Genomic DNA, 23,279 nt, shown 5'->3' with positions numbered 1-23,279 from the left:
CCCATGTGGTCACGCATCAAGGATCAACCAGCCGTGGGCAAACTGATTGCTCGCTATGATCAGTTACCCACCCGCGACCGTCAGGCATTGACTGCTCTGGGTATAGCCCTGTTGCTGGCATTGATTTATCTGCTGATCTGGCAGCCGGTGACTCAGTTTCATGACCGGGCTGCCTCGAGTCGTGAGAATGCCGCAGAACTCCTGGCCTGGATGCGGGCTAACGAGACGACCATTCAGCGCCTGGGCTCGGCTGGTGGCGCAGCGACAACTGCGGCAGGGGCTGACAAGCCGGAAGACGGGCGGGCATTGATGGCCCTGGTGACTCGTTCAGCCGGAGAGGCGGGGCTTTCTTTGCAACGCTTCGAGCCCAGCGGTGAGGGTGCCATCCGGGTCTGGCTTGAAAACGCCGCCTATGCGGATGTGGCAGCCTGGCTTGAGCGTTTGCACAGTAATCATGGCGTGGTGATTGACCAGGCCGCACTTGATCGGGGCAATGGGCCCGGGCAGGTATCCGTGAGGCTTACGCTGGCGATCTGACCGGCAAGCGTGACCCCACACTAGCGAGGGAGCAACACAATGGCAGACAATAACAATAATGCTGAAGCTGTTCTGGTTCGCCTAGACGAGACGGCACGAAACGAGGCCCAGTCGGTGCTTTTTCATGCCTATCGGGAGGAGCCGACATTCCAGTACCTGTTCGATCACCGGAAACCCGGTTACAGCCAGAGGGTGAGGGCGACCATCCGGGAATTGATCGACCTTTATCTGGAGCTGAATCAGGATGCCATCGGTGTGATGGTGGACGAAACCCTGGTTGCTGTTGCGTTTGTGGGTGAGCCGGAACTCAGGCTGAATCTGGCAGACCAGCTTGGCTGGCGGGTGCGTATGGTTCTGACGGCGGGCTTTTCATCTACGCGCCGGTATCTGGAGTATCATCGCAGGATTCGCGACCTTTTGCCGCAGAGGCAGGCGCATCAGTTGCCGTTGATGGGAGTCAACCCAAAATACCAGCACAAGGGGTATGGTCGGATGTTGCTGCAGGCAGTGGAGCGCCTGTGTGAGGAAAACCCCCGGGGCAGTGGATTGGTGCTCGATACCGGGAACAGCCGTTACCTGCCGTTTTATGAATCCGAGGGGTTCCGAAGCCTGGGCAAGATCCGGCTTGGTGATTTTTTTGAAGACCACGTGTTGTTCCGGGAAGTGCTCGCAGACGAAGATCAGTCGAGTGAGCCCCGGCAACAGCAATCTTGAAGTAAACAGGAGAAACAGTGTCTGAGAGCCATGATTTTGATCTGATCGTTATCGGGGCCGGTTCCGGCGGTGTCCGGCTCGCCCGCATGTCGGCCCAGCGCGGTGCCCGGGTGGCGGTGGTGGAATCCCGTTACCTGGGAGGAACCTGCGTTAACGTGGGTTGTGTTCCGAAAAAACTCTTTGTCTATGGAGCGCACGTCAGGGAAGAGCTCGAAGATGCACACGGATATGGCTGGTCTGTGCCAACAGACGATGTCTCGTTTGACTGGCCAACGCTGGTCGCCAACAAGAATGCCGAGATAGAGCGCTTGAATGGCATTTATGGCCGATTGCTCGAGAATGCCGGCGTCACCATCATTGAGGGTACGGCCAGTCTCCGCGACCCTCACACGGTGATCGTTGGTGATAGAGCTTTTTCGGCAGCGCACATCACAGTTGCCACGGGCAGCTGGCCAGTGGTTCCGGATGTTCCCGGCAAGGAATTTCTGCTCACCTCCAATGAGATGTTTTACCTGCCACAGTTACCTCGCCACGCCGTGGTCTGGGGCGGTGGTTACATTGCCGTCGAGTTCGCCGGCATTCTCGCGGGTCTTGGTGTGGAGACCACGCTGCTGTACCGGGGCGAGCTGTTCCTGCGAGGGTTTGACGAGGATATCCGCAAGTTCACGGAACAGGAGATGCGCAAGAAAGGCGTGGATCTCCGGTTCAATGTCACGATTGAATCTGTCGAGCAGTTGAATGCTCACTACCAGGTGAATCTGAGCGATGGCAGCAGCATGGAGACCGGGCTGGTTATGGCTGCGACAGGTCGCCGCGCGCTCGTAGACGGACTCGGGCTGACCGATCTGGGAGTGGAACTCAATGCTTCGGGTCATGTTGAGGTGAACGATCATTTCCAGACGGCGGTACCGTCCATCTCCGCCCTTGGTGATGTCATCGGAACGCCGCAGCTAACGCCGGTTGCGCTGGCGCAGGCCATGGTGCTGTCCCGGCGGCTGTTTGGTGATGGCCAGGGTGATATGGACTACAGCGCAATACCGACCGCTGTCTTCTGTCAGCCTAATATCGGAACGGTCGGGTTGACCGAGAAAGAAGCGCGGGACGCGGGGCATTCGCTGCGGATTTACCGTTCCGAGTTTCGCCCCATGAAGTACACCCTGAGCGGCCGTGATGAGCGCTGTCTGATGAAGCTGATTGTGGATGATAGTTCAGACAAGGTACTGGGCGCCCATATGGTTGGGCCGGATGCCGGTGAAATCATCCAGGGACTGGCGGTGGCTATTAAAGCCGGTGCCACCAAGGCCCAGTTTGACGCTACGATGGGCATTCACCCGACATCCGCTGAAGAGTTTGTCACCATGCGAGAGCCGGTGGCCTGACAGGGTGGATAGCGCCGGAGTGCAAAGCCTGCCAGCTCCGGCGCTCGTTATTACACGCGAATCCAGCGAGAGAGTACCTCCCGCAACGTATCCCTTCGCACGGGCTTGGTCAGATAGTCGTTCATACCTGCTTCTTTGCAGGCTTTCTCAGTATCCTCAGACACATCGGCGGTCAGTGCGATAATGGGTACGCCGCTCTGACCATTTCCCTGTTCCCAGTCGCGGATCATACGGGTGGCATCATAGCCATCCATTACTGGCATCTGGCAGTCCATCAGAATGACATCATAACCTTCGTGGTCATTTTTGATTCGTCTAACAGCATCGGTACCATTGGTCACGCATTCGGTCTGGAATCCGAACTTCCGCAACAGCGCTTCCGTTACTTTCTGGTTCACCAGGTTATCCTCGACCACCAGCGCCCGGGCGGTACCGGTCACCTGTTCCCGTGGCTCATCGGTTGGAGGATTCTGATAGGCTAGCTCGAAAGGCAGCTCGAACCGGAATGAGGACCCCTGGCCGATGTCGGACTCCACCTGCACATGCCCGCCCATCAATTCGACCAGGCGTTGGACCAGCGACAGCCCGAGCCCTGTGCCACCGTGAGCCCGGTTATCGCCGGCGTCCAGCTGCTCAAAGCTGTTGAAGACACTTTGCAGTCGTTCCGCAGGAATACCAGAGCCTGAATCCTTAACCGAGCATTGGACGAGTACGCAGTGGTTTTCAAGCTCAAGCCAGTTCACCCGGATACCGACGAACCCTTCGCTGGTGAACTTCAGTGAGTTGTCGATCAGCCCGGCAAGGATCTGTCTCACTCGCGGCGCATCCCCCAGCACGGCAGGATGCCGTGGCCATTCACCGAGGAATTGGAGATCCAGGCTCAGCCCCTGCTTTTCTGCGGCGTGACGGTATGAGGCGACGCAATTGGTGAACAGGCTCTGAAGATCGAAGGCCTGTTGGTCCAATACCAGATTGCCATTGTCCATTCTGGCGTAGTCCAGGATATCGGAGATCACGGTCAGCAGGTCTTCCGTGGATTGCCGGGCCGTGGTCAGGTAGTCGCTCTGACGTTTGGTCAGCGGCTCTTCATGAATCAGGTCAACCATGCCGAGCACGCCGTTCAGAGGAGTCCGAAGTTCGTGACTCATGGTAGCGAGAAACTCTGACTTGGCCTGGCTGGCGTGTTCAGCTTTCTCCCGGGCACTTTCAGAAATCGCCAGTGTCTGGTCTCGGGCAGATCGAAGTTGTTCCAGGTGAACTGCGAGTTCGTTCAATTGTTGCTGTATCTCCGCAATTTCCCGGGCACTGCCCTTGCTCGAGACCGGTTGCGTGGTGTAGTCACCAACAATCAGCTTGCCAACGCGGCTGGACAGTTGTCGCATGGGCTGAAGGATATTGTTCAGGAAATGGTTTGCCAGCAGCAGGCTGAACACCAGCAAGGCAAAGCCCACGGTCAGGGAGCTCCAGAGAATATCCTGCCTACGGGTTTCCAGAACGTCGGGGTTCACCCCGACTTGCACCAGTCCGACCCGAAGCGATCCGGAATTGAAGTTCCAGCCGCCGGTAAACCAGTCACCCGCTCCTCCGGAACCGATCTCCAGCGGTTCCTGAAGAATCTCGGCCTCATAGATGTCGAAGATCCCGGTTTCTGTGTGTTCCGATTCAACACCTCGGCTGACAAAACCGAGCTCTTCACCAACAACGTCGGTCACGCGAATCCAGTCTGCTTTGCTGCGTTTCAGGGACTGCCCGAGGACCTGCTCCAGAGCCGTTGAGTTACCGGAGACCACGGCATACTCAAGTGCCGGAGCGAGGCTGTCTGCAAGCATCTGACTGCTTTGGGCCAGATCCAGACGGGCATCTTCAAGACGGGCTGAGGTAAAGAAAACCATCAACGCCACAAAAATCACGACCGCGGGCAGGGCGCCAAGCAGGAGAAGGCGCCGCGAGAGCGACATGCCGGGAGTGTTGGCTGTGTTGCTCATTGGCCGGCCTCCTGGTTGTTCTCGCTAATCATGTTTTGTACCGCCTGGGCAATCCACTCCCGTTCTGGCATCGGGATGTTCAGGGATCGCGCAACCTGCTGGTTTACCTCAACCCGGTATTCGTCCGGGTAGGTTGGCGCCGGGAAGGTACCAGAGTCGAAATAGGCTATCAGGTGACCGGCTGCAAGCTCAGCCATCTCAATGAACGGCGCGTAGCTGGAGGCGAGGGCGCCGGCCTTGACGTAGGCCTGGCTCGGGCCGATCAGGATCTTGTTCCTGCGATAGGCGGTTAGCAGAATGTGTTTGATATTGCGTGGGTTGTAAATGGCATCATCCTGTCCGGCAAGCAGAAAATCACCGAAGCTGAGGGCACGAATCAGGCTTGGGATAAGTTGATCCTCGGTATCGGCAATAAAGACCTTGGCCTCCAGGCCGTAGGGTGCCAGTTGATCGATGAGGGGTTCGTAAAGTTCTACGCTTTCGGTCGTGGCAAGCAAGGCGACGCGGGTTGCCTGGGGCAGGATGACCTTGCCGGTCAAGGCTTGCCGTAATAAGGGCGCATCGTAATAGACGGCAGAAACCTGGCCGGAAAATCGTGTGGTATACCCCTCGATGAAATCCTTATCAACCAGTAATGCCAAAACCGGAAGATCTCTGTTGGCCTGGCGCACCCGTGAGAATGCGGCAGGCCCTATTGCGATCACTGGTTCATTCTCGAGAACGGCGAGCTGGCTTTCAGTCAGTGGCTCCAGTGTGACCTGGTCGCCAAGCTGTTCTGTCAGCAGGCGAGCAACGTGGTCATCCAGAGCCGCGTTTCCAGATCCGGCGATATAGGCTGATCTGGTCCCCGATTCCTGGCCTAGCGCGAGACCAGAATTCACGAACAGCAAAGCCATCAGCCAGACCAACATAGAGGTGAATCTGGCAAGTTTGAGTGTACGGCCCGTTGTAACGTTACCGTTAGGGTTGAGCATCGTCTGACAGCTGGCCCATTCCATTGACTGTTTAGTTTCCTGCCCTGCACACCGTCAAAAGCGAATACCGGCTTCAACAAAAAACTGGTTATGATCTTCGATGTTGTTGTCTGAGCTTAGCTCAGGTTCCCGGTTCAGGTAATGTTGCATGGATAGCGCGATTTCAGCCGTATAACGGGGCTGGAATATCTGTTTCACCAACCGGGTATCAAAGCGCTCAAACCGGGTGTTGAATTCGTCGGCCCAGTAAAATGCACCAGACCACTTAAAGCCTGCGGGAAGATCCTGAATAATCGCCAGGCTACCCGAGTGCCGGACAGACATCCGCTCCAGCAGTTCGGTCATGTAGCGCTGCTCGTTTTCGTTTACCGTGCCGTCAGATTCCAGAATTGGCGCGCCGGTATACCAGGTCTCCTGATCAAGATAACCGTAGCTTGCTCGAAGCAGGGTGCCGGGAAAATCGAGGCTGGCTTCAACCTCAAAGCCCTTCTGGTCAACGGCCACGTTGTTTTCCAGCGTCCACTCCTTGAGCTGGATAACGCCACTGATCATGTCTCTGAGCTCATCGCGAAAGCCTCTGACTTCAAGCGAGAACAACGCTTGATCCAGAGGAAACTGCCCGAAGTAGCTGATTTCGTGAGAGGTTATGGTCTCCTCCTCAAGATCGTTACCCAGTGTGAGGATACTTGTTTCCTGGGCGGCGTCCTCAATCGTGACGCGGCGACCTTCAAGGTCAGAATAGATTGCCGGTCTGACATTACGCAGGGTGTATCCCCAGTCAGGGCTTTGTTCAAAGCCATCAGGAGTTCTGACAGCCTGGGAGAACACAAACCTCAGGGCGTGGTTATTGTTCACCACGAAGTTTGCGGCTGCGCGGGGAGAGAAATAGCTGTCGCCTGTGGTGCTGGTTCGCTCCCAGTTGCCGCCGGCATTAAAGGTGACCCATTGCCAGGGACTGTATTCCAGGTTGCCGAACAAGCGGGACTGATAGTTGTTTCCGCGCCCGTTGAAGTAGGTTTCTGAACGGAAGATATCTTTACGGAAACCCGCGCCGGAAACCAGTTTCAGGCTGTCGCTGACAATCAGCGTATCCTGAGCTTCCAGTTCAATCCGGGTATCTTCGGAATCTGCATCCACTACTGCAAAAGCGTCGGGACCGCCCTGGGATATGAAACAGCGCCGTTCCCGCCCGCCGGCCGTGTACGTGTACTCGTACAATGGAGTGTTGTTTCGGAGGCATTCCACCGTGCTGTCCGGGAAACTGATGGCATATTCCTGGCGCCGGTCAAAGTTCTCAACGCTGGCCTGCAAGTGGATGAAATGCTCGCTTGAGAAACTATGGTTGAGCTTGCTTTGCAGATAGTAGTCCCGCACGTCGATGTCCGGATGATCCAGCGGATTGAGTTCGCCGCTTTTGTCCTTGTCCTGGTATTTGGTGCCATCGACCACGCCGCCCTGAAGTTCCAGGTTAGTCCGCGGCGTAAATGTCAGTCGAGAATCGTAGATAAAAGAGTTAATGTCGTGACCATCATTGAACGGGAAGCGTTCATCGTCATCGACCTGATAATCAAATCCGTCGAACTTGCGTTTCTCGAAACTCAGGCGCCAGTCGTAGCTCGAATCCGCATTGCCGGTGGAGGCAAACGTGCGCAGGTAGCCCCTGGAGCCACTGGTGACCGTCGTTTCCAGGTTGGCGCTGTCCGCAGGATCCCGAGTAATGATGTTGATGGTGCCCAGAAATGCGTTGATACCATAGGCGGCCGAATTCGGTCCTCTGGCAACCTCAATGCGCTCGATCAGCTCGAGGGGCACAGGCATGGTTTCCCAGTCCATGTCGGACAGGGTTGCCCGGTGAGCCGTCCGGCCGTCTACCAGAACCTGCATTCTCCGCTGTTCGTAGTGGACTGTGCCGTGGTAGGTAACCACGGGCTGATGGCTGCCAACAAAGTTCACTACCATGCCTGGCACCAGGCGGAAGACTTCATACAGGCTTCTGATACCCAGGTCCCGAATCAGGTCTCCGGCAATCACCGTCGTACTGCCGGGCACTCGGGTTTTGGGCTGCCGCAGTCTGGTGGTGGTCAGCACTTCCGGTATCGCGGCGTTCAAGCCGGGAATACTGTCCTCGAAACCGGAATCGAGAGTTTGTGCGGTGCCGGGTAATGCCGTCCCGCTCAGGGCCGCAGAGAGAGAAACCGACAACCATATGCGTCCTTGCAAGCGATGAAGAGAGCGTTGCTTTGCAAACAGGTAATTCGTAATGGCCATGTGTGTCGTTCTATAATTTGCCGAGATGAAAATATTGTTATGGTTCTCAACTAATCCTAAGTGAGAGAGCCTCGTTTGTCTCTATAAAGAATACAGATTTTCCATTATCGGAGTTGCTGTTGTATGAACTGTTGGGATCTTCTCGGAATCGAGCCGACGGGCGACCAGGATCGGATACGCCAGGCCTACGAGCGTCAGTTGAAGTTTGCGTCAGGCGATGAGGCTCAAGCCCTGGAGCGGGCCTACCGTGAAGCGACCGGTGGCGCGGAGCCCCAATCGACGGCCAATGCGCCGGACGGGGGCCCGTCATCAAGCCCGACAGACAATGATTCCGGACAACTCCGCTATGAAGACGCTGATTCCCGGGCGCTGACGTCCGAAGAGGCCCAGGTTACCCGGGAAGTCATTATCCAGATCAGGGCGTTGATGAACGATAATTACCGCCAGCAGGACGTTGCTATCTGGAAGGCCATCCTGTGTGAACCCCCGGCAGATCGTGTTGATGTTCGCCGGGAGATTGGTCGCCAGTTGGAGCCCCAGGTTCGCCCGCTGGCAGAAAACGGCGCGCTTCCGGCTCCGGTCGCGCGCTTTCTGGGGGACTGGTTCGAGTGGTTCAGCCTGAAAGATGTTGTTGAAGAACCGGATCCCCGCGCTTACCCGGAATCGGACATGATGTCTGGCCGAGGCCAGGGGGAGGGCGAAAGCGATTCCGCCGACCAGCCCCCACAAATGGTGAATTTCTGGCCGGCGGTTATTGGCTGGATTGTCGGTTTAGCGATTCTGGCGACCATTTTCGGCGGTATGGGCGGCGGCTGAATTCGCCTGCTCGATTTTCTCCCGATACTTCTGGGCGAGAATGGCCCCGACAATCACCTGGATCTGGTTGTAGCACATAATCGGCAACACGATCATGCCAAACCCGGGATGGCCAGAGAACAGCACTTTGGCCATCGGCAAGCCGGATGCCAGGCTCTTCTTGGAGCCGCAGAACACCACCGCGGCCTCATCCTCCAGACTGAACCCCAGCTTTCGCACCATCAATCGAGCGATCAGCATAAACAGCCCCAACAAGCCGAAGCAGATCAGAATCGCCAGGACGATGGCCTGTACCGGAAGGTTCTGCCACAACCCGCTAACCACGGAGTGAGAGAAGGCGGAGTATACGATGACCCAGATCACACACTGGTCATAGCGCGCCATCAGTGCCTCATTGCGTGACAGGTAGCCGCCGAGCCAGGGGCGCAGGGCATGGCCAATCGCAAATGGCAGCAGTAGCTGAAGTACGATGTCTTTCAGTGCCTCGGCAACCGAGAACTCTCCGGCGCCCGAGGTGGATACCAGGAGCAGCAACAAAAACGGTGTCAGCATCATGCCGAACACATTGGACGCGGCCGCACTGCAGATGGCAGCCGGTACGTTGCCCCGGGCCATGGCGGTGTAGGCAATCGAAGAAGATACAGCGGATGGAAGTACGCCCAGATACAGAAAACCCAGCCCCAGGTCTTTGGGCATCCACTCGGGCGCAATAGTGTTCAGCTCATTGACCGGCAGTACGGCAAGGGGGAAAAACACGAAGGTGAGGGCGGTAATCAGGATGTGCAGCCGCCAATGGGTGGCGCCGTCGATGATCTGCTGTCTGGACAGGGCTGCGCCATGAAAGAAAAACAGTAAGGCCACTGCGATGGTGCCTGCGGTGCCGAGCGCTTCTGCCGCCTGTCCCGTCACCGGCAGGAACGAGGCGAGAACAATGGCGCCAAGTAACAGCAGGGTAAAGGTGTCTATCCGGAATTTCACAGCTTACTCCTTACCACTGAGGGCATTGAGGCTTGGTGTCAGAAGCGCCCTCGACAGTGCCTCCGCTTTATCGGCATCTTTCCGGCGAATGGCTGCCAACAGCAGTTCGTGGGCTTCCTGGCTGGGTTCCGGGAGGTCTGAATCCATTTCGGTTCGCTCGATGGTCTGGCTGACCGCGTGAGAGAAATAGTCGTAGAGCTCAATCAGGGCAGAATTGTGAGATGCACGCACCAATGAGTGATGAAACCGCTCGTCGTGCCGTATACGGTCCGTAATGACTTCTCCGGCCGCCGCTCGCGCATCCAGGGCCTCGGTCATGGCTTTAAGGTCCGCTTCGTTGCGGCGCCTTGCTGCCAGGCGCGCCGCTTCCGTCTCCAGCGTAATCCGGACCTCAATCTGCTCTGCCAGTCGGCTCCGGGCAATTCTCCTAAGTGTTTCTCCGGCGTCCCTGTTTGCGCGCACGTAGGTCCCGTCTCCCTGTCGGGTTTCCAGCATGCCAACGTGCACCAGAACCCTTACGGCTTCGCGGATTGTATTGCGACTGATCCCTAAAGCCTCCGAGAGCTCTGCCTCGACGGGTAAGCGAGTACCTACCGGCCATTCCCCGCTCTCAATCGTTTTCCGGAGACTGTCAATGGCGGTTTCGACCAGCGAACCTTTGCGGATTGGTGTCAGCATAATGGATCATCCCTCTATATGGTGATCCAATCATCCTATGTATAAGAGCGCGGTTCAACCCTGGCGTTGAAATTCATGAGAGACCTCGGCGGGGCGGTTCCGTGCTGCCGGGCTCAGGCGTTCACCGGGTCAAGAAACTGGTAGTCGGCGGTATCCACTGACCGGGTCGCAAACCGGTAACTGAAGGTGAAGCCGGGCCAGTTCACGGTGTTTCGCCCATGCTCGTCCAGATACCAGGAGCTGCAGCCAGCATCCCATACACTGCCTTCCAGGCCGCGCTGGACCACCTGGCAGTATCGGCTCTGGCGATCCTCCCGCACATCCATGGCCGCGCCGGGGTAGCGGGAGAGGGCGTCCAGGGCACTTAACACGTACCGGTACTGAGATTCGAGCATGAACAGTATCGAATTGTGGGCCAGGTTGGTATTCGGGCCATAGAGCATGAAAAGATTGGGGAATCCGCTGACTGAGATGCCTTTGAAGGCTTTGCTGCCGTTGGTCCACGCGTCATTCAGCGTCAGACCCTCACGGCCGGCAATGTGGATGGGCGAGAGAAACTCGCTGGCCCGAAAGCCAGTACCGAAGATGATGATGTCGGCAGGCCGGTGCTCGCCTGTTTCAGACACAATCCCGGTCTCGTCTATTCGGGCGATGCCGTCTGTGAGCAAGTTCACGTGGGGCTGATTGACCGCTCGGTACCAATCATTGGATATAAGGATTCGCTTGCAGCCAATGCGGTAATCGGGAATCAAATGGTGGAGCTTATCCGGGTCTGTTACCCAGCGGCGGGCTTCTTTCCGGGCCTGGTGGGCGAACAGATCCAGAATCCACGAGAAACGGGTAAATGCCAGAGCCCGGGATTCGTTCTTCCAGTAGATGAGGCCCCGGTAGAGTCGGTCCCACAGTGGCAGCTTTTTAAACAGTGCTTGCTCAAACTGGTGAAACGGCCGGTCCGGCTTGGGCAATACCCAGGCGGCTGAGCGCTGGTAAAGGTCCAGTTGCCCGACCAGTGGCGTAATTTCGGGCACAAACTGAATCGCGCTGGCGCCGGTTCCTATTACCGCAACGCGCTTGTTGCGAAGCTCGGTGTGGTGCTGCCATCGGGCGGAGTGAAAGCAGGCGCCCCGGAAGGTCTCGAGCCCCGGAATGTTCGGTATGGCTGGCCGGTTCAACTGGCCAGTGGCGGTGATTAACACGTCGGCGTTGAATGTGTCGCCGGTTTCGGTCACCACGCGCCACTGGTTGCTGTGATCGTCAAATGTTGCGGACGTTACCGCCTGATTGAACTGGATGTGAGGCTCCAGTTGGTATTTGGTAACACAGGCTTCCATGTATTCGAGGATTTCAGGCTGAGCTCCGAATTTCCGGCTCCAGTCGTGTTTGGGCTCGAACGAGTAGGAGTAGAGGTGGGACTGAACATCGCAGGCCGCGCCGGGGTATGTGTTGTCACGCCAGGTTCCGCCCACACCGCCGGCTTTTTCCAGCAGAGTCAGGTCCGTAAATCCTGCCTGTTTGAGTTTGATGGCCATACCGATTCCGCCGAATCCGGTACCGATAATGAGAACAGAGGGTTTTCGGGTGCGAGCGTGGACCATGGATAATCCTTGTTATTGTTGTACACCAACGACTATAACGGCCCGTTTGTGTAATACATAGGCCGAATCAACCAGATTGATTGTCCGAAAAGGTCAGTAACTCCTCGGCTTTCTGAGCCATCAACTCCCGCAATACCGGCGACTCAAACTGGCGCCGGATACGAATGGCGTAAAACTCCTCGAATACGCCGGGCAGGGCGCCGTAGTCTTTCAACTCGCCGTTTCTCAACTCATCCCGGACCACCACCGGCGGCAGTATGGCGTAGTGGCCGCTGTCCCGGGTCAGCAAACGCATCATGGCCATGTCGTCAACTTCAGCGATGATTACAGGGTGAATGTGGTGGTGATCACAGAGCTGATCGAAGGCCTGCCGGATGTTGTTGTCAGGCCCGGGCAGAATCAGAGGTCGGTCGCGCAGAATATCGGGAAACCCGGGGGCATCCTGGCTGCCCGGTGGCCCGATTACGCTGACCGACTGGCGGGCTATACGGCGTGAGCGCCAGGGCGTTTCTTCGTCACCTTGTACTGGCTGATTCGACAGAATCAGATCGAGTCGGTGCGCTGATAAACGGCGAAGAAGGTCGTCAAGGCTCCCGCTTTGCAGCTTGAGCTCCAGATCTTTTCGTCCCAGCAGGGGCCGCAGGAAGCCTTCCTGAAAGTTTCTGGAGAGGGTTGCGACCGCACCGACTTTCAGAGTTTCCCGGTTGGCCTGACGCCCGGTACGAAACAGCGCCTCCAGTTCCTCCCCCTGGCGGAAAATCTCCTCAGCGTAGGTAAAGGCTACCCGCCCGGCCTCCGATAGTCGCAGTCGCCGCCCCTCCCGGACAAAAAGATCGTAGCCAAGGCTTTCCTCCAGCTTTCGTATCTGGCCGGACAATGCGGACTGTGAGATATGCAGTGATTCGGCTGCCCGGGTGAGGTGTCCGGTTCGAGCCACAGTCCAGAAATAGTAGAGGTGATGGTAGTTCAGACGCATGGTGGTCTCTTGTCTGTTCTTTAAAAGTGAACGATTTGATCTTTATAAACCATTTTATGTATGAGTGCATTAACGGCAAAGTAGGCGTGAACCTGAAGGAGCCCAACATGACAACACTTACCACGACTGCTTCGCTCGTGCTGTTGATGGCCTGGCTGGCCCTGCCTGTTGCCCTGCTGGCGCTGGCTGGATTCGCCAACTGGACGAAAAACCCTCTCAAACTGGCTCATTGCTGGCGCCTGGCGGAAAGCGGTTTCAGGCTGTTGCTGCTGGCAACTGCCACCATTGGTGCAGTCCTGTTGTTTGACCGGCTGGTGTTTGATACCGGTCTGCCGGAGCTCGGCATTCGACTGGGGTTGTACCCGGACGGTCTGGCGGTATGGATGGCTCTGATGGTCTGTTTCATTGCCTGGGTCATTCTTCGTTATACCCGGGACTACCTGCGTGGCGACCCGGCTTATAATGCGTTTTTGCCCTGGTTCCTCACTACAGTGGACAGTGTACTGGTGCTGGTGTTTACCGATCACCTGCTGGTGCTGGCTGGGGCCTGGGTGGGTGTAAGCCTCTCATTGCACCAGCTCCTGACGCTGTATGCGGAAAGGCCACAGGCTCGCCTCGCGGCAGCTCAGAAATTTATTGCCAGCCGGCTTGGCGATGCCGCCATTCTGGCAGCCGTACTGTTAATCTGGAATCACTACGGCAGCTTCCGCATCCCTGAAATCTATGCTTTGGGCGAAGACCTGGGCCGTGAATCCCAGTCGCTTACCATCGCTTCTGTTTTGCTGGCGGTGGCTGCTGCGCTCAAATGTGCCCAGCTACCGTTCCACGGTTGGCTGATCCGGGTGATGGAAGCTCCCACCCCTGTGTCAGCACTTCTGCATGCGGGCGTAGTCAACCTGGGCGGTTTCCTTTGGCTGCGACTGTTCCCGGTGTTTGAAGGCTTCACGGCAGGGCACATGATCCTGCTGGTTGTTGGCGGGGCAACCGCCATCGTCGCCGTGTTCACCATGATGACCCAGAATTCAGCGAAACATGGCCTGGTCTGGTCCACGAATGCCCAGATGGGCTTCATGCTGTTCGAGATTGCGCTGGGCGCCTACACGCTGGCACTACTGCACCTGCTGGCTCACTCCCTGTACAAGGCGCACTCGTTCCTGGCCGTTGGCCGTACCGTCAAAGTCTCCCGGATTGCGTTTTCAGAGCAAATCAGCAAGTCGCAAGCCGGTCTCGCACTGCTGGCCTCTGGTCTGGCCGCCGCCCTGCTGTGGCAGGCCCCACAACTGGTGGCCCACAAGCCGGTACTGGCGGCCTTGCTGGTGTTCGCCGTTGGCGCTGCCGTTCTGGGTACACCGGGAGCAAGCCAAAAAGGCGCCCGTGTCGTCGTGTTGCTGCTGGCCGTTACCCTGGTCCCCCTGTACGGGGTGCTTAACTGGCTGCTGAGCACCGCTTTGCCTCAGACCGCGCACACAGCCTTGCCGGTTGGTGCTGAGTGGTTCGCCTGGGTAATTCTGGCCGTGCTGTTTATGTTGTCGCTGGTGCTATTCGCCCGCCCGCAGGGCGTGGTGGCGCAGAAGCTCCACTGGCACTTCAGCCAAGGACTCTATCTCGACAAGCCTTTCGAAAAGCTTACCCGCCGCTGGGCACAAACCTGGCTCAATGCCCACGGTAAACCGGCCGACATCCGATTGCGGCACGGGGCTCTGACTGGAGAAAGATCATGAACGCACCTGTTACGTATTCTGCTTCCTGTGAACAGGTCATTCCGGAGCTTGTTAATGAAGCCTGCGAACGAATTGCGCCCATCTGGCCGTTAGATCGCTGGATCGCAGTTAACCCCTGGTGGGGCAGCAGGACTGGACCTGTCGAAAAGGTTTCCCGAGAACTGGACAACCTGTTCGGGGCAGGGTTGTTGATGCCTCCGGCTTTCTACCGGGAAGCCTGGGATGGCGGTCGTATTCAGCGTCCGCACCTTGAGGAAGCTGCCCGCGAAGCGGGTTTGAAAGATGATAGCCAGGCGCTCCTGGCCCAGCTTTCCGGGGCGGCATCAAATCAGCCCGGGTTTGTGTCGGCTCTTGGTTACACCCGCCGTGGTCAACAGGAACCTCCCCTCGAGGAGGTCCGGGAAGAGATCGGCCGCGCCTGTGCGCGCTACTTCGACCTGCGTCAGAATCGCTGGCGGGTTTCTGGTACAAAACAGGATCTGTATCAGTTCTGGCTTAGTCAGTCCGGACGCTCTCTGGCCCGGAAAGCCAGCGTGGAAATGTTGCTGAAGCCTGACTGGCAGGAAGCGGCTGCAACGGTAGCCCGTGAGTTGCCTTACAGCAGCCGCCAACTGCCCCTGGTGATCCACCACCTGCTCGGCCATTTGCTGGGCTGGGCATCCTGGTGCAGAGGTGTGGACTGGCGAGCAGCACTGGGCGATCCTCATGAAAGCGGTACCGAACACTTCTGCGCGCAATTGGCGACCATCTGGCTCATTCATGAGGCCCATGCGCTGATCAATATGACTGAGGCAGAGCGTGAGAGCTGGCAGAATCGTTACGTCAATGCGTTCGATCTGGCGCCGGCCTCCGCTAATGAACAGGCACTCTGGATATGGCATCGGGCCTATGAGCTGGCCTGGCAGTCCCGTTTCCTTGACGATATCCGCTCCAGTGAGCGGAGCTCGCTGGCGGAACCGGATCCTGTGGCGGAAGTGCAGGCCGCCTTCTGCATAGACGTAAGGTCCGAAGTCATTCGTCGACAGCTGGAGAAGGTATACCCTGAAATCAGAACGCTTGGCGTGGCGGGCTTTTTCGGCATGCCCATTGTTCATCACAGGCATGGTCCAACCGATGACGAAGCCCGGCTGCCGGGACTGCTGGCGCCGGTGTATCGGTACTCGGAAACCCTGGGCAGTCCGTCAGAAGACCGGGAGCTGGACCGGAAACTGGACAGCCGCGAACAGGTTCGGGAGTCCGTACGCCGGGCCAAATACTCCAGCCTGTCTACATTCACACTGGTGGAAACCACTGGCCTTGCCTGGGCCTGGAAGCTGGTTCGCGACAGCCTGAACAGAAACTCTGCAAAAGCAGAGGCGGTGGAACCCGGCAGGCTCCACCACTGCGTGGACGGCTATCCTTTGTCAGATCCTGAGCGGGTAAATCTGGCGGAAGGGCTTTTGCGGGCGATGTCCCTGACCAAAGGCTTCGCCAGCGTGTTGTTGCTGGTGGGCCATGGTGCCCATACGGACAACAACCCCAACGAAGCTGGTCTGGCCTGCGGAGCCTGTGGCGGCAAAAACGGAGGGGTAAACGCCAGAGTGGCTGCCGAGCTGCTGAATGACCGGCAGGTGAGGGCGGGCCTGGCAGAGCGCGGCATTGTTATGCCCGAGAGCACCATTGCTCTGGCGGCTGAGCATTGCACGATCACAGACAGAATAACCATTTTCGGGCGGGACCAGATACCCGACAGCCATCATCGGGTACTGAATACGCTGGTTGAGAAGCTTGAGGCTGCTGGCCAGGCCTGTCGCAGAGAAAGAGCCACCAGTCTTGGGCTTAATGGCAAGAGCGATGACGACCTGCTTGCCGAACTCAAACGCCGGACTTGCAACTGGGCGGAAGTTCGGCCTGAGTGGGGCCTGGCCAACAATGCCGGGATGGTGATCGGCCCCCGTTCACTTACTCGCTCACTGGATCTCGGGGGGCGCTGCTTCCTGCACGACTATGATCCTTCGCAGGACCCGTCCGGAGAGGTTCTGACCCTGCTGATGTCTGCGCCCATGGTGGTGGCAAACTGGATTAATCTGCAGTATTTCGGTTCCGTTGCGAGGCCGGATATCTTCGGCGCCGGCAACAAACTGCTGCACTCGGTGGTTGGCGGCAACCTGGGTGTCATCGAGGGCAATGGTGTCGACCTCAAGATCGGACTTCCGTTGCAGTCAGTATTCGACGGTGAGCACTGGCGCCACGAGCCAATGCGCCTTGCGGTGGTGATCGATGCACCGGCGGAACGCATTGAAGCGGTGATCCAGGGTAACGCGGATGTCCGGGCTCTGGTGGAAAACCGCTGGCTCTGGCTGCACCGAGTGGAGGGCGACCAAACGCTGCGTTACGAAGACGGCAGGTGGGTAACCACCTGACCGCCGATCACATATTGCTGGCGTTGGCTGCCTCGGTGTATTGCCAGTCGATCGTTCTCGGTTGAACGCTGTCGGCGACAAAGAGGTGGCCAACGTCGGGTACCGCGTACCAGAGTTCACCGCGGGTGGGGTTCTGGCGCGCAAACTCCGCATGGCTCATGCCGATTTCCCAGATTTCATCGCTCTGCCAGCCTTCCGGGGCAAGTTCAATACGCACTTCCGAGCCGATCAGGCTGATGGCTTCAATGCGCAGGGGCAGGCGGGCCTTGGCCGCGGGGGATCGGGACAGCTGAACTTCGTGGGGGCGCAGGTAGAGCTGGGCTTCCTGATCCTGGCGAATCCCCGGCAGGGATACCCAGGCATCGCCCTGAACCAGTTTCTGACCTTTCACCAAACCCGACAACACGTTGACGTGGCCCAGGAAGTCGAAGACGAACCGGCTTTCTGGCCGGGCATACAGTCCGGTCGGTGAATTCACCTGTTCAACCTGGCCCTGGCTCATAACCACCACCTGGTCTGACAGCTCCAGCGCTTCTTCCTGATCGTGGGTCACGAAAATGCTGGTGAAGTGGTACTCGTCGTGTAACGCGCGAAGCCAGCGGCGCAAATCCTTTCGGACTTTGGCATCCAGGGCGCCGAAGGGCTCATCCAGCAGCAGAATACGAGGCTGAGTTGCCAGCGCGCGAGCCAGAGCAACACGCTGTTTCTGCCCACCAGACAGCTGTGCCGGATAGCGTTTGGCCAGTTCGGGCAACTGAATCATCTCCAGCAGCTTGGCCACCCGTTGGCGGATTTCCGGCTTTGAGGGGCGCTGCTTTTTGGGGAGCGACTCCAGGCCGAACGCGATGTTCTCGGCAACGGTCAGGTGCCGGAACAGGGCGTAATGCTGAAACACAAACCCGATGTTGCGGTCGCGAACGTGTAACTGGCTGACATCGTCACCACCGAACAGGATGCGGCCGGAATCCGACGACTCCAGCCCGGCAATAATCCGAAGCAAAGTGGTTTTGCCGGAGCCAGAGGGGCCGAGAAGGGCGGTGAGCTGGCCTTCGGGAATATCCAGAGAGACATTCTTCAGCGCCTGAAAGCCGCCGAAGTGCTTGTTGATCTGGTCAATGGTGATACTCATGTCACGCACCTCCTTCTTCGGGCGTCGCGTGTTCAGCGCGGGACTGACGCCATTCCACAAATGCTTTTGCAATCAGTGTCAGGATGGCGATACCGGCCAGCAGTGAAGCACTGGCAAAGGCCCCGACAATGTTGTAATCCTGATAAAGCAGTTCAACATGCAGCGGTAAGGTATTGGTTTCTCCGCGAACATTGCCGGATACCACCGAGACCGCACCGAATTCACCTACGGCCCGGGCGTTGGTCAGCACCACACCGTAGATCAATGCCCACTTGATATTTGGCAGTGTGATCTTGCGAAAAATCCGCCAGCCGGAAGCGCCCAGCACCACGCCGGCTTCTTCCTCCTCGCTGCCTTGTTGCTGCATCAAGGGGATCAGCTCCCTGGCCACAAACGGACAGGTTACGAATACGGTGACCATCACGATGCCGGGCCAGGAGAACATCAACTGAACGTCGTAGTTGCTCAGCCAACTGCCCAGCCAGCCGTTCCGGCCATAGAGCAGCAGGTACAGCAGACCGGCAACAACCGGTGATACCGCAAATGGAATATCGATCAGGGTGATCAACAGCTTGCGCCCGGGAAAACGGAACCGAGTAACCGACCAGGCGAGGGCTGTCCCGAAAACCAGGTTAAGCGGCACCGTGAGTGCGGCCACAAACAAAGTCAGGCCGATGGCATCCAGGGTGTATTCATCCAGGACATTGCCGGCAAAAGCGCTCCAGCCTGTGCTCAGCGCCTGCGTAAAGATCACCACTACGGGAATCACCAGCATGATCAGAGTAATTGCGAGGGCCAGCCCGATCAGGCTGCGGCGCACCCAGGGTTGGTCACCAATACGGCGGTTTTGCGCAGCCATCTATCGACCCTCCAGCCTGCGCAGGTAGCGACCCTGCCAGAGGTTGATGGAGAACAGCAGAATCAGCGACGCCAGCAATACCAGCGAGGCAATGGCACTGGCGGCCGCGTAGTCATACTCCTGCAGACGGATGAAGATCATCAGGCTGGTGACTTCGCTGACGTAGGGCGTGTTGCCGGCGATAAAGATAATCGCACCAAATTCGCCCAGGCTGCGGGTGAAAGACAGGGCGATTCCGGTCACCAGGGCTGGCCACAGCGAAGGAAAGATAACCTTGCGGAACACGCGCCCGTCAGACGCTCCCAAACTAACGGCGGCTTCTTCATCGGCTGGCGACAGCTCTTCAAGCACCGGCTGCACTGTACGCACCACAAACGGGATACTGGTGAAAGCCATGGCCACCACGATGCCCAGCGGCGTAAACGCAACCTCTACACCGATTTTGGCCAGCCATTGGCCGTACCAGCCATTCTGGGAAAACAGCGTTGCCAGGGTGATGCCGGCGACAGCAGTTGGCAAGGCAAAGGGCAGGTCGACCACGGCGTCGACAATGCGCTTGCCCGGAAACTCATAGCGAACCAGCACCCAGGCCAACAGCAACCCGAACAGGCCATTGAACAGTGACGCTGCAAGGGCCGTCCATAAGGTAACCTTGTAGGACTCCACCACGCGCGGATCGGTGATGGTGAACCAGAACTGGTCCCAGGTCATGCCGGAGGTTTCAACGACCAGCCCGGTCATCGGCAGCAGCAAAACCAGGCTGACAAAAAACAGCGAAATGCCGAGGCTCAGACCGAACCCCGGCAATACCCGTTTGTTTCGACGACCAAGGCGCCGCACGGGGGCGACGCCTGCTTGAGCGGAGGTGGGCATGGCTTGCTCTTACCGGCGCCGCTGCAACTGGTCCAGCTTGCCGCCACTGCTGAAATGGGTACTCATGGCGTTTTCCCAGCCACCGGCAATCTCTTCGATGGACAGCAGTTTCAGTTCCGGGAAGCGATCGGCATTCTCGGCTTTCACGGCGTCGTTGTGAACACGGTAGTTGAAGCCTGCCAGCAGGCGCTGGGAGTCTTCGGTATAGAGGTGCTCCAGGTACTCCTTGGCCAGCTCGGCGGTGCCATTCTGTTCAACGTAGTCGTCAATCCACGTCACCGGGAATTCAGCCAGGAAGCTTACCTTCGGCGTGACAGCCACGTATTCACCGTTCTCGAAACGGTCTGCAATGTTCAGAACCTCCGACTCGAAGGTCAGCAGGACATCGCCAATGCCGCGCTCAACGAATGTGGTGGTGGCACCACGACCGCCGCTGTCAAAAACGCGTACCTGACCGAGCAGGTCCGCCATGAACTGATCAATTTTTTCCTGATCGTCGCCAAACTGGTCCTGGGCGTAGCCCAGAGCGGCAAGGTAGGTGTAACGGCCGTTTCCAGAGGTCTTAGGGTTCGGCATCACCAGTTGAACGTCTTCGCGAACAAGATCGTCCCAGTTCTCGATATTCTTCGGGTTACCCTCGCGTACCAGGAACGCCATGGTTGAGTAATAAGGCGAGCTGTTGTTCGGCAGGCGATCGGCCCAGTCTTCAGGAATCAGACGACCGCGCTGGTGCAGGATGTCGATGTCGGTCACTTGGTTAAACGTTGCAACATCGGCTTTCAGGCCCTGGATAATGGCCTGCGCCTGCTTGGATGAACCTGCGTGGGACTGTTTGATTTCGACCGTTTCACCGGTCTTTTCCTGCCAGTGCTTTTTAAACTCTTCGTTGTAGGCAGCGAACAGTTCGCGGGCGATGTCGTAAGAGGTGTTGAGCAGCTCCCGGTCTGCAGCCAGTACCGGTTGGGCGGAGAGCAGGGCGGCGCCGAGCGCGATTCCCTTGAACAGTTGCTTCATAACGAGCTCCTCAGAATGATGGTTCTAATCTGAGGAGCAATCTAACAAAAGGTTTTAAGAACGAAAAATATTAAAAATAAATATTGAAAGGCTTGTTTGGCATATAAGCGTCAGCAATTAATAGCGTAGCAGTGCCGACCCCCAGGTGAAGCCGCCGCCAAAGGCCTCCAGCAGAACAATCTGCCCACGCTGGATTCGCCCATCGCGAACGGCTTCATCAAGCGCCAACGGGATGGAGGCCGCCGAGGTGTTGCCGTGGCGGTTGACGGTTACCACCACCTGATCCATCTGCATGTCCAGTTTGCGGGCCGTGGCTGCGATAATCCGCAGGTTGGCCTGATGCGGAACCAGCCAGTCGATATCGGATTTCTGCATCTGGTTCGCTTCCAGGGTTTCATCGACAATCCGGCCGAGAGTATTCACTGCCACCTTGAAGACTTCGTTGCCTTTCATCTCCACAAACGCCTGGCCGGCCTTTACAGCCTCAAAATCGTTGGCGATGCCACAGGGGACGTGCAGCAACTCTTCATACCGTCCATCGGCGTGCAGGTGTGTAGACAGAATACCGGTCTCCTCACTGGCCTCCAGCACGACGGCGCCGGCGCCGTCGCCAAAAAGCACGCAGGTGGTACGGTCTTCCCAGTTAAGGATGCGGGAGAATACCTCCGCGCCGATCACCAGCGCTTTTTTGCTTGAACCGGTACGGATGAACTTCTCGGCAGTGGCCAGCGCATAGACGAAACCGCTGCAGACGGCCTGAATATCAAAGGCGGGGCAGCCCTGAATGCCGAGCCGGGCCTGCAGGATACAGGCGCAACTGGGGAACACCTTGTCCGGCGTGGTGGTGGCAAAAACAATCAGATCAATATCCGTGGCTTCGATGCCGGCGGCCTCAATGGCGTTCAGGGCCGCCTGTTCAGCAAGATCTACCGTGCTTTGTCCGGGCAGGGCAATATGCCGCTGTTCGATACCAGTGCGTTCGCGGATCCACTGATCAGAGGTCTCCACCTTCTGTTCCAGGTCGCGATTGGTAACGATGTTATCCGGCAGATAGGAACCGGTTCCGGCAATGCGTGCAAAGGTCATGGACAATTTCCAAGGGTTTATAGGGTAACGATAGACCCATGCTAAACCTTTGCAACCGGATTGGTTATTAGCGGATTGTCAAAGACTGCCCGGGCGACACATTGGGCGCCCGGGCAAGGGGTGGGAGATTAGCCTTCTTTCAACGTTTTCATATCAATGACGAAGCGGTACTTCACATCGCCTTTCTTCATGCGCACGTAGGCTTCGTTGATGTTCCGGATATCCAGCATCTCGATATCACAGGTGATGTCGTGCTCCGCACAGAAATCCAGAACCTCCTGCGTTTCCGGCATTCCGCCAATGAGAGAGCCGGCTACCACGCGGCGCTTGGTCACCAGCAGGCCGGCCTGAAGGGCGGGTTCAATTGGGGTGAGCAAACCCACGAGAATATGTGTGCCGTCGTACTTCAGACACTTCAGGTACGGGTTGAGGTCGTGGGCTACAGGAATGGTGTCGAGCAGAAAATCGAAGGAATCTGCGGCGGCTTTCATCTGTTCCTTGTCGGTGGAAATGATGACGTGGTCCGCACCCTGCTTCTTCGCTTCCGCCACCTTGGCTTCAGAACGGGTAAAGATAGTGACTTCGGCACCCAGCGCCTTGGCGAATTTCACGCCCATGTGGCCGAGACCGCCCATCCCCAGCACGCCTACCTTGTGGCCTTTTCCGACCTTGAAATGCTTTAGGGGTGAATAGGTGGTGATGCCTGCACACAGAATGGGCGCCGCACTGGCCGGGTCGAGTTTTTCCGGCACCCGAACAACAAAGCGTTCGCTGACAACAATCCGCTCGGAATAGCCGCCGTGAGTGACCGAGCCATCGTGGCGGTCCAGGCTACCGTAGGTCATGGTGGAGCCTTCAATACAGTACTGCTCCAGGCCGGAGTCGCAGGCGGAGCAACTGCGACAGCTGTCTACCATGCAGCCCACGCCCACCAGGTCGCCGGCTTTGAAGTGACTGACCTCTGGCCCAACGGCGGTAACCCGGCCAACAATTTCATGGCCCGGAATGACCGGATATTTTGAGCCACCCCAATCATTTTCAACGGTGTGGAGGTCGCTGTGGCAGACACCGCAGTAGTCGATCTCGATCGCTACGTCGTCAGCACGGAGTTCCCGGCGATCAATGGCGTAGGGGGCCAAGCCGGAATCCGGTGCAGTGGCGGCGTATGCTTTGGTATTGGCCATTCGTTCACTCCTTTTCAGTTTTAGAACAAGGATCACGGTTCTGCCGCGGCAGGACAGTTACCTTGTGTAACTCAGCACAGTTCAATTGTAACCTACGTATTCCACTCCATC

General features: G+C 57.6%; 19 protein-coding genes. 6 read left to right on the top strand and 13 right to left on the bottom strand.

Annotation, left to right across the window (positions count from 1 at the left end):
* Window positions 1-3 precede the first annotated feature (3 nt).
* The 3 genes from gspM to gorA are packed head-to-tail and all read left to right on the top strand — an operon-like array spanning window position 4 to window position 2,630.
* Complete coding sequence (gene gspM, locus JIF53_RS12545) at window positions 4-537, top strand: type II secretion system protein GspM (RefSeq protein WP_011784849.1); 534 nt, start codon at window positions 4-6, stop codon at window positions 535-537.
* A 39-nt stretch (window positions 538-576) separates the two neighbouring features.
* A complete protein-coding gene (locus tag JIF53_RS12540; protein WP_199452618.1) occupies window positions 577-1,251 on the top strand; it encodes a GNAT family N-acetyltransferase in 675 nt (224 codons plus the stop codon).
* A 17-nt stretch (window positions 1,252-1,268) separates the two neighbouring features.
* Window positions 1,269-2,630, top strand: a complete 1,362-nt coding sequence (gene gorA, locus JIF53_RS12535) for a glutathione-disulfide reductase (protein ID WP_023010225.1) — start codon at window positions 1,269-1,271, stop codon at window positions 2,628-2,630.
* 50 nt (window positions 2,631-2,680) lie between these two features.
* On the opposite strand, the gene JIF53_RS12530 is transcribed toward gorA, so the two are convergent.
* The 3 genes from JIF53_RS12530 to JIF53_RS12520 form a co-directional block, all read right to left on the bottom strand.
* Complete coding sequence (locus JIF53_RS12530) at window positions 2,681-4,615, bottom strand: ATP-binding protein (protein WP_199452617.1); 1,935 nt, start codon at window positions 4,613-4,615, stop codon at window positions 2,681-2,683.
* On the bottom strand, window positions 4,612-5,526 hold the full coding sequence (locus JIF53_RS12525; protein ID WP_227548824.1) for an ABC transporter substrate-binding protein: 915 nt from the start codon (window positions 5,524-5,526) through the stop codon (window positions 4,612-4,614). Before JIF53_RS12525 ends, JIF53_RS12530 begins: the two co-directional genes overlap by 4 nt.
* 117 nt (window positions 5,527-5,643) lie before the next feature.
* Entirely contained in the window at window positions 5,644-7,857 is a 2,214-nt protein-coding gene (locus JIF53_RS12520) for a TonB-dependent receptor plug domain-containing protein (RefSeq protein ID WP_153740127.1), read from the bottom strand.
* Window positions 7,858-7,980: 123 nt separating this feature from the next.
* Here JIF53_RS12520 and JIF53_RS12515 point away from each other — a divergent pair, with 123 nt between their 5' ends.
* Window positions 7,981-8,673 carry a J domain-containing protein gene (locus JIF53_RS12515; RefSeq protein WP_199452616.1) on the top strand — a complete coding sequence of 231 codons (693 nt, stop codon included), beginning with the start codon at window positions 7,981-7,983 and terminating at the stop codon, window positions 8,671-8,673.
* Here JIF53_RS12515 and JIF53_RS12510 read toward each other — a convergent pair.
* The 4 genes from JIF53_RS12510 to JIF53_RS12495 form a co-directional block, all read right to left on the bottom strand.
* On the bottom strand, window positions 8,629-9,651 hold the full coding sequence (locus JIF53_RS12510; RefSeq protein WP_199452615.1) for a bile acid:sodium symporter family protein: 1,023 nt from the start codon (window positions 9,649-9,651) through the stop codon (window positions 8,629-8,631). The two genes, JIF53_RS12515 and JIF53_RS12510, sit on opposite strands and share 45 nt — an antisense overlap.
* Window positions 9,652-9,654: 3 nt before the next feature.
* A complete protein-coding gene (locus JIF53_RS12505; protein WP_011784857.1) occupies window positions 9,655-10,329 on the bottom strand; it encodes a FadR/GntR family transcriptional regulator in 675 nt (224 codons plus the stop codon).
* 113 nt (window positions 10,330-10,442) lie between these two features.
* The gene (locus JIF53_RS12500) at window positions 10,443-11,924 is read right to left on the bottom strand and encodes a flavin-containing monooxygenase (protein WP_011784858.1); all 1,482 of its coding nucleotides are present in this window, start codon (window positions 11,922-11,924) and stop codon (window positions 10,443-10,445) included.
* Window positions 11,925-11,991: 67 nt separating this feature from the next.
* On the bottom strand, window positions 11,992-12,900 hold the full coding sequence (locus tag JIF53_RS12495) for a LysR family transcriptional regulator (RefSeq protein WP_011784859.1): 909 nt from the start codon (window positions 12,898-12,900) through the stop codon (window positions 11,992-11,994).
* 107 nt (window positions 12,901-13,007) lie between these two features.
* Between JIF53_RS12495 and JIF53_RS12490 the strand changes: the two genes are divergently transcribed.
* Both JIF53_RS12490 and JIF53_RS12485 read left to right on the top strand, forming a co-directional pair.
* Complete coding sequence (locus JIF53_RS12490; RefSeq protein WP_199452614.1) at window positions 13,008-14,621, top strand: NADH-quinone oxidoreductase subunit L; 1,614 nt, start codon at window positions 13,008-13,010, stop codon at window positions 14,619-14,621.
* Window positions 14,618-17,023, top strand: coding sequence for a YbcC family protein (locus JIF53_RS12485; protein ID WP_199452613.1), 2,406 nt, complete (start codon window positions 14,618-14,620; stop codon window positions 17,021-17,023). Before JIF53_RS12490 ends, JIF53_RS12485 begins: the two co-directional genes overlap by 4 nt.
* Before the next feature lie 7 nt (window positions 17,024-17,030).
* On the opposite strand, the gene JIF53_RS12480 is transcribed toward JIF53_RS12485, so the two are convergent.
* From JIF53_RS12480 to JIF53_RS12455, 6 genes are all read right to left on the bottom strand, one after another.
* Window positions 17,031-18,152, bottom strand: coding sequence for a sulfate/molybdate ABC transporter ATP-binding protein (locus JIF53_RS12480; RefSeq protein ID WP_014421629.1), 1,122 nt, complete (start codon window positions 18,150-18,152; stop codon window positions 17,031-17,033).
* A 1-nt stretch (window position 18,153) separates the two neighbouring features.
* Window positions 18,154-19,011, bottom strand: coding sequence for a sulfate ABC transporter permease subunit CysW (gene cysW / locus JIF53_RS12475; protein ID WP_011784863.1), 858 nt, complete (start codon window positions 19,009-19,011; stop codon window positions 18,154-18,156).
* A complete protein-coding gene (gene cysT / locus JIF53_RS12470) occupies window positions 19,012-19,884 on the bottom strand; it encodes a sulfate/thiosulfate ABC transporter permease CysT (RefSeq protein ID WP_011784864.1) in 873 nt (290 codons plus the stop codon).
* Window positions 19,885-19,893: 9 nt separating this feature from the next.
* A complete protein-coding gene (gene cysP / locus JIF53_RS12465) occupies window positions 19,894-20,898 on the bottom strand; it encodes a thiosulfate ABC transporter substrate-binding protein CysP (protein WP_011784865.1) in 1,005 nt (334 codons plus the stop codon).
* Window positions 20,899-21,015: 117 nt separating this feature from the next.
* Entirely contained in the window at window positions 21,016-21,984 is a 969-nt protein-coding gene (locus JIF53_RS12460) for a beta-ketoacyl-ACP synthase III (RefSeq protein WP_199452612.1), read from the bottom strand.
* 128 nt (window positions 21,985-22,112) lie between these two features.
* Window positions 22,113-23,168, bottom strand: coding sequence for an NAD(P)-dependent alcohol dehydrogenase (locus tag JIF53_RS12455; protein ID WP_011784867.1), 1,056 nt, complete (start codon window positions 23,166-23,168; stop codon window positions 22,113-22,115).
* Window positions 23,169-23,279: the final 111 nt, after the last annotated feature.

This window comes from Marinobacter sp. bablab_jr008 (assembly GCF_016464145.1).
In the GTDB taxonomy this organism is placed as follows: domain Bacteria; phylum Pseudomonadota; class Gammaproteobacteria; order Pseudomonadales; family Oleiphilaceae; genus Marinobacter; species Marinobacter nauticus.
Note: the sequence above shows the minus strand (reverse complement) of the source record. Positions and strands in the feature narration are given on the sequence as shown.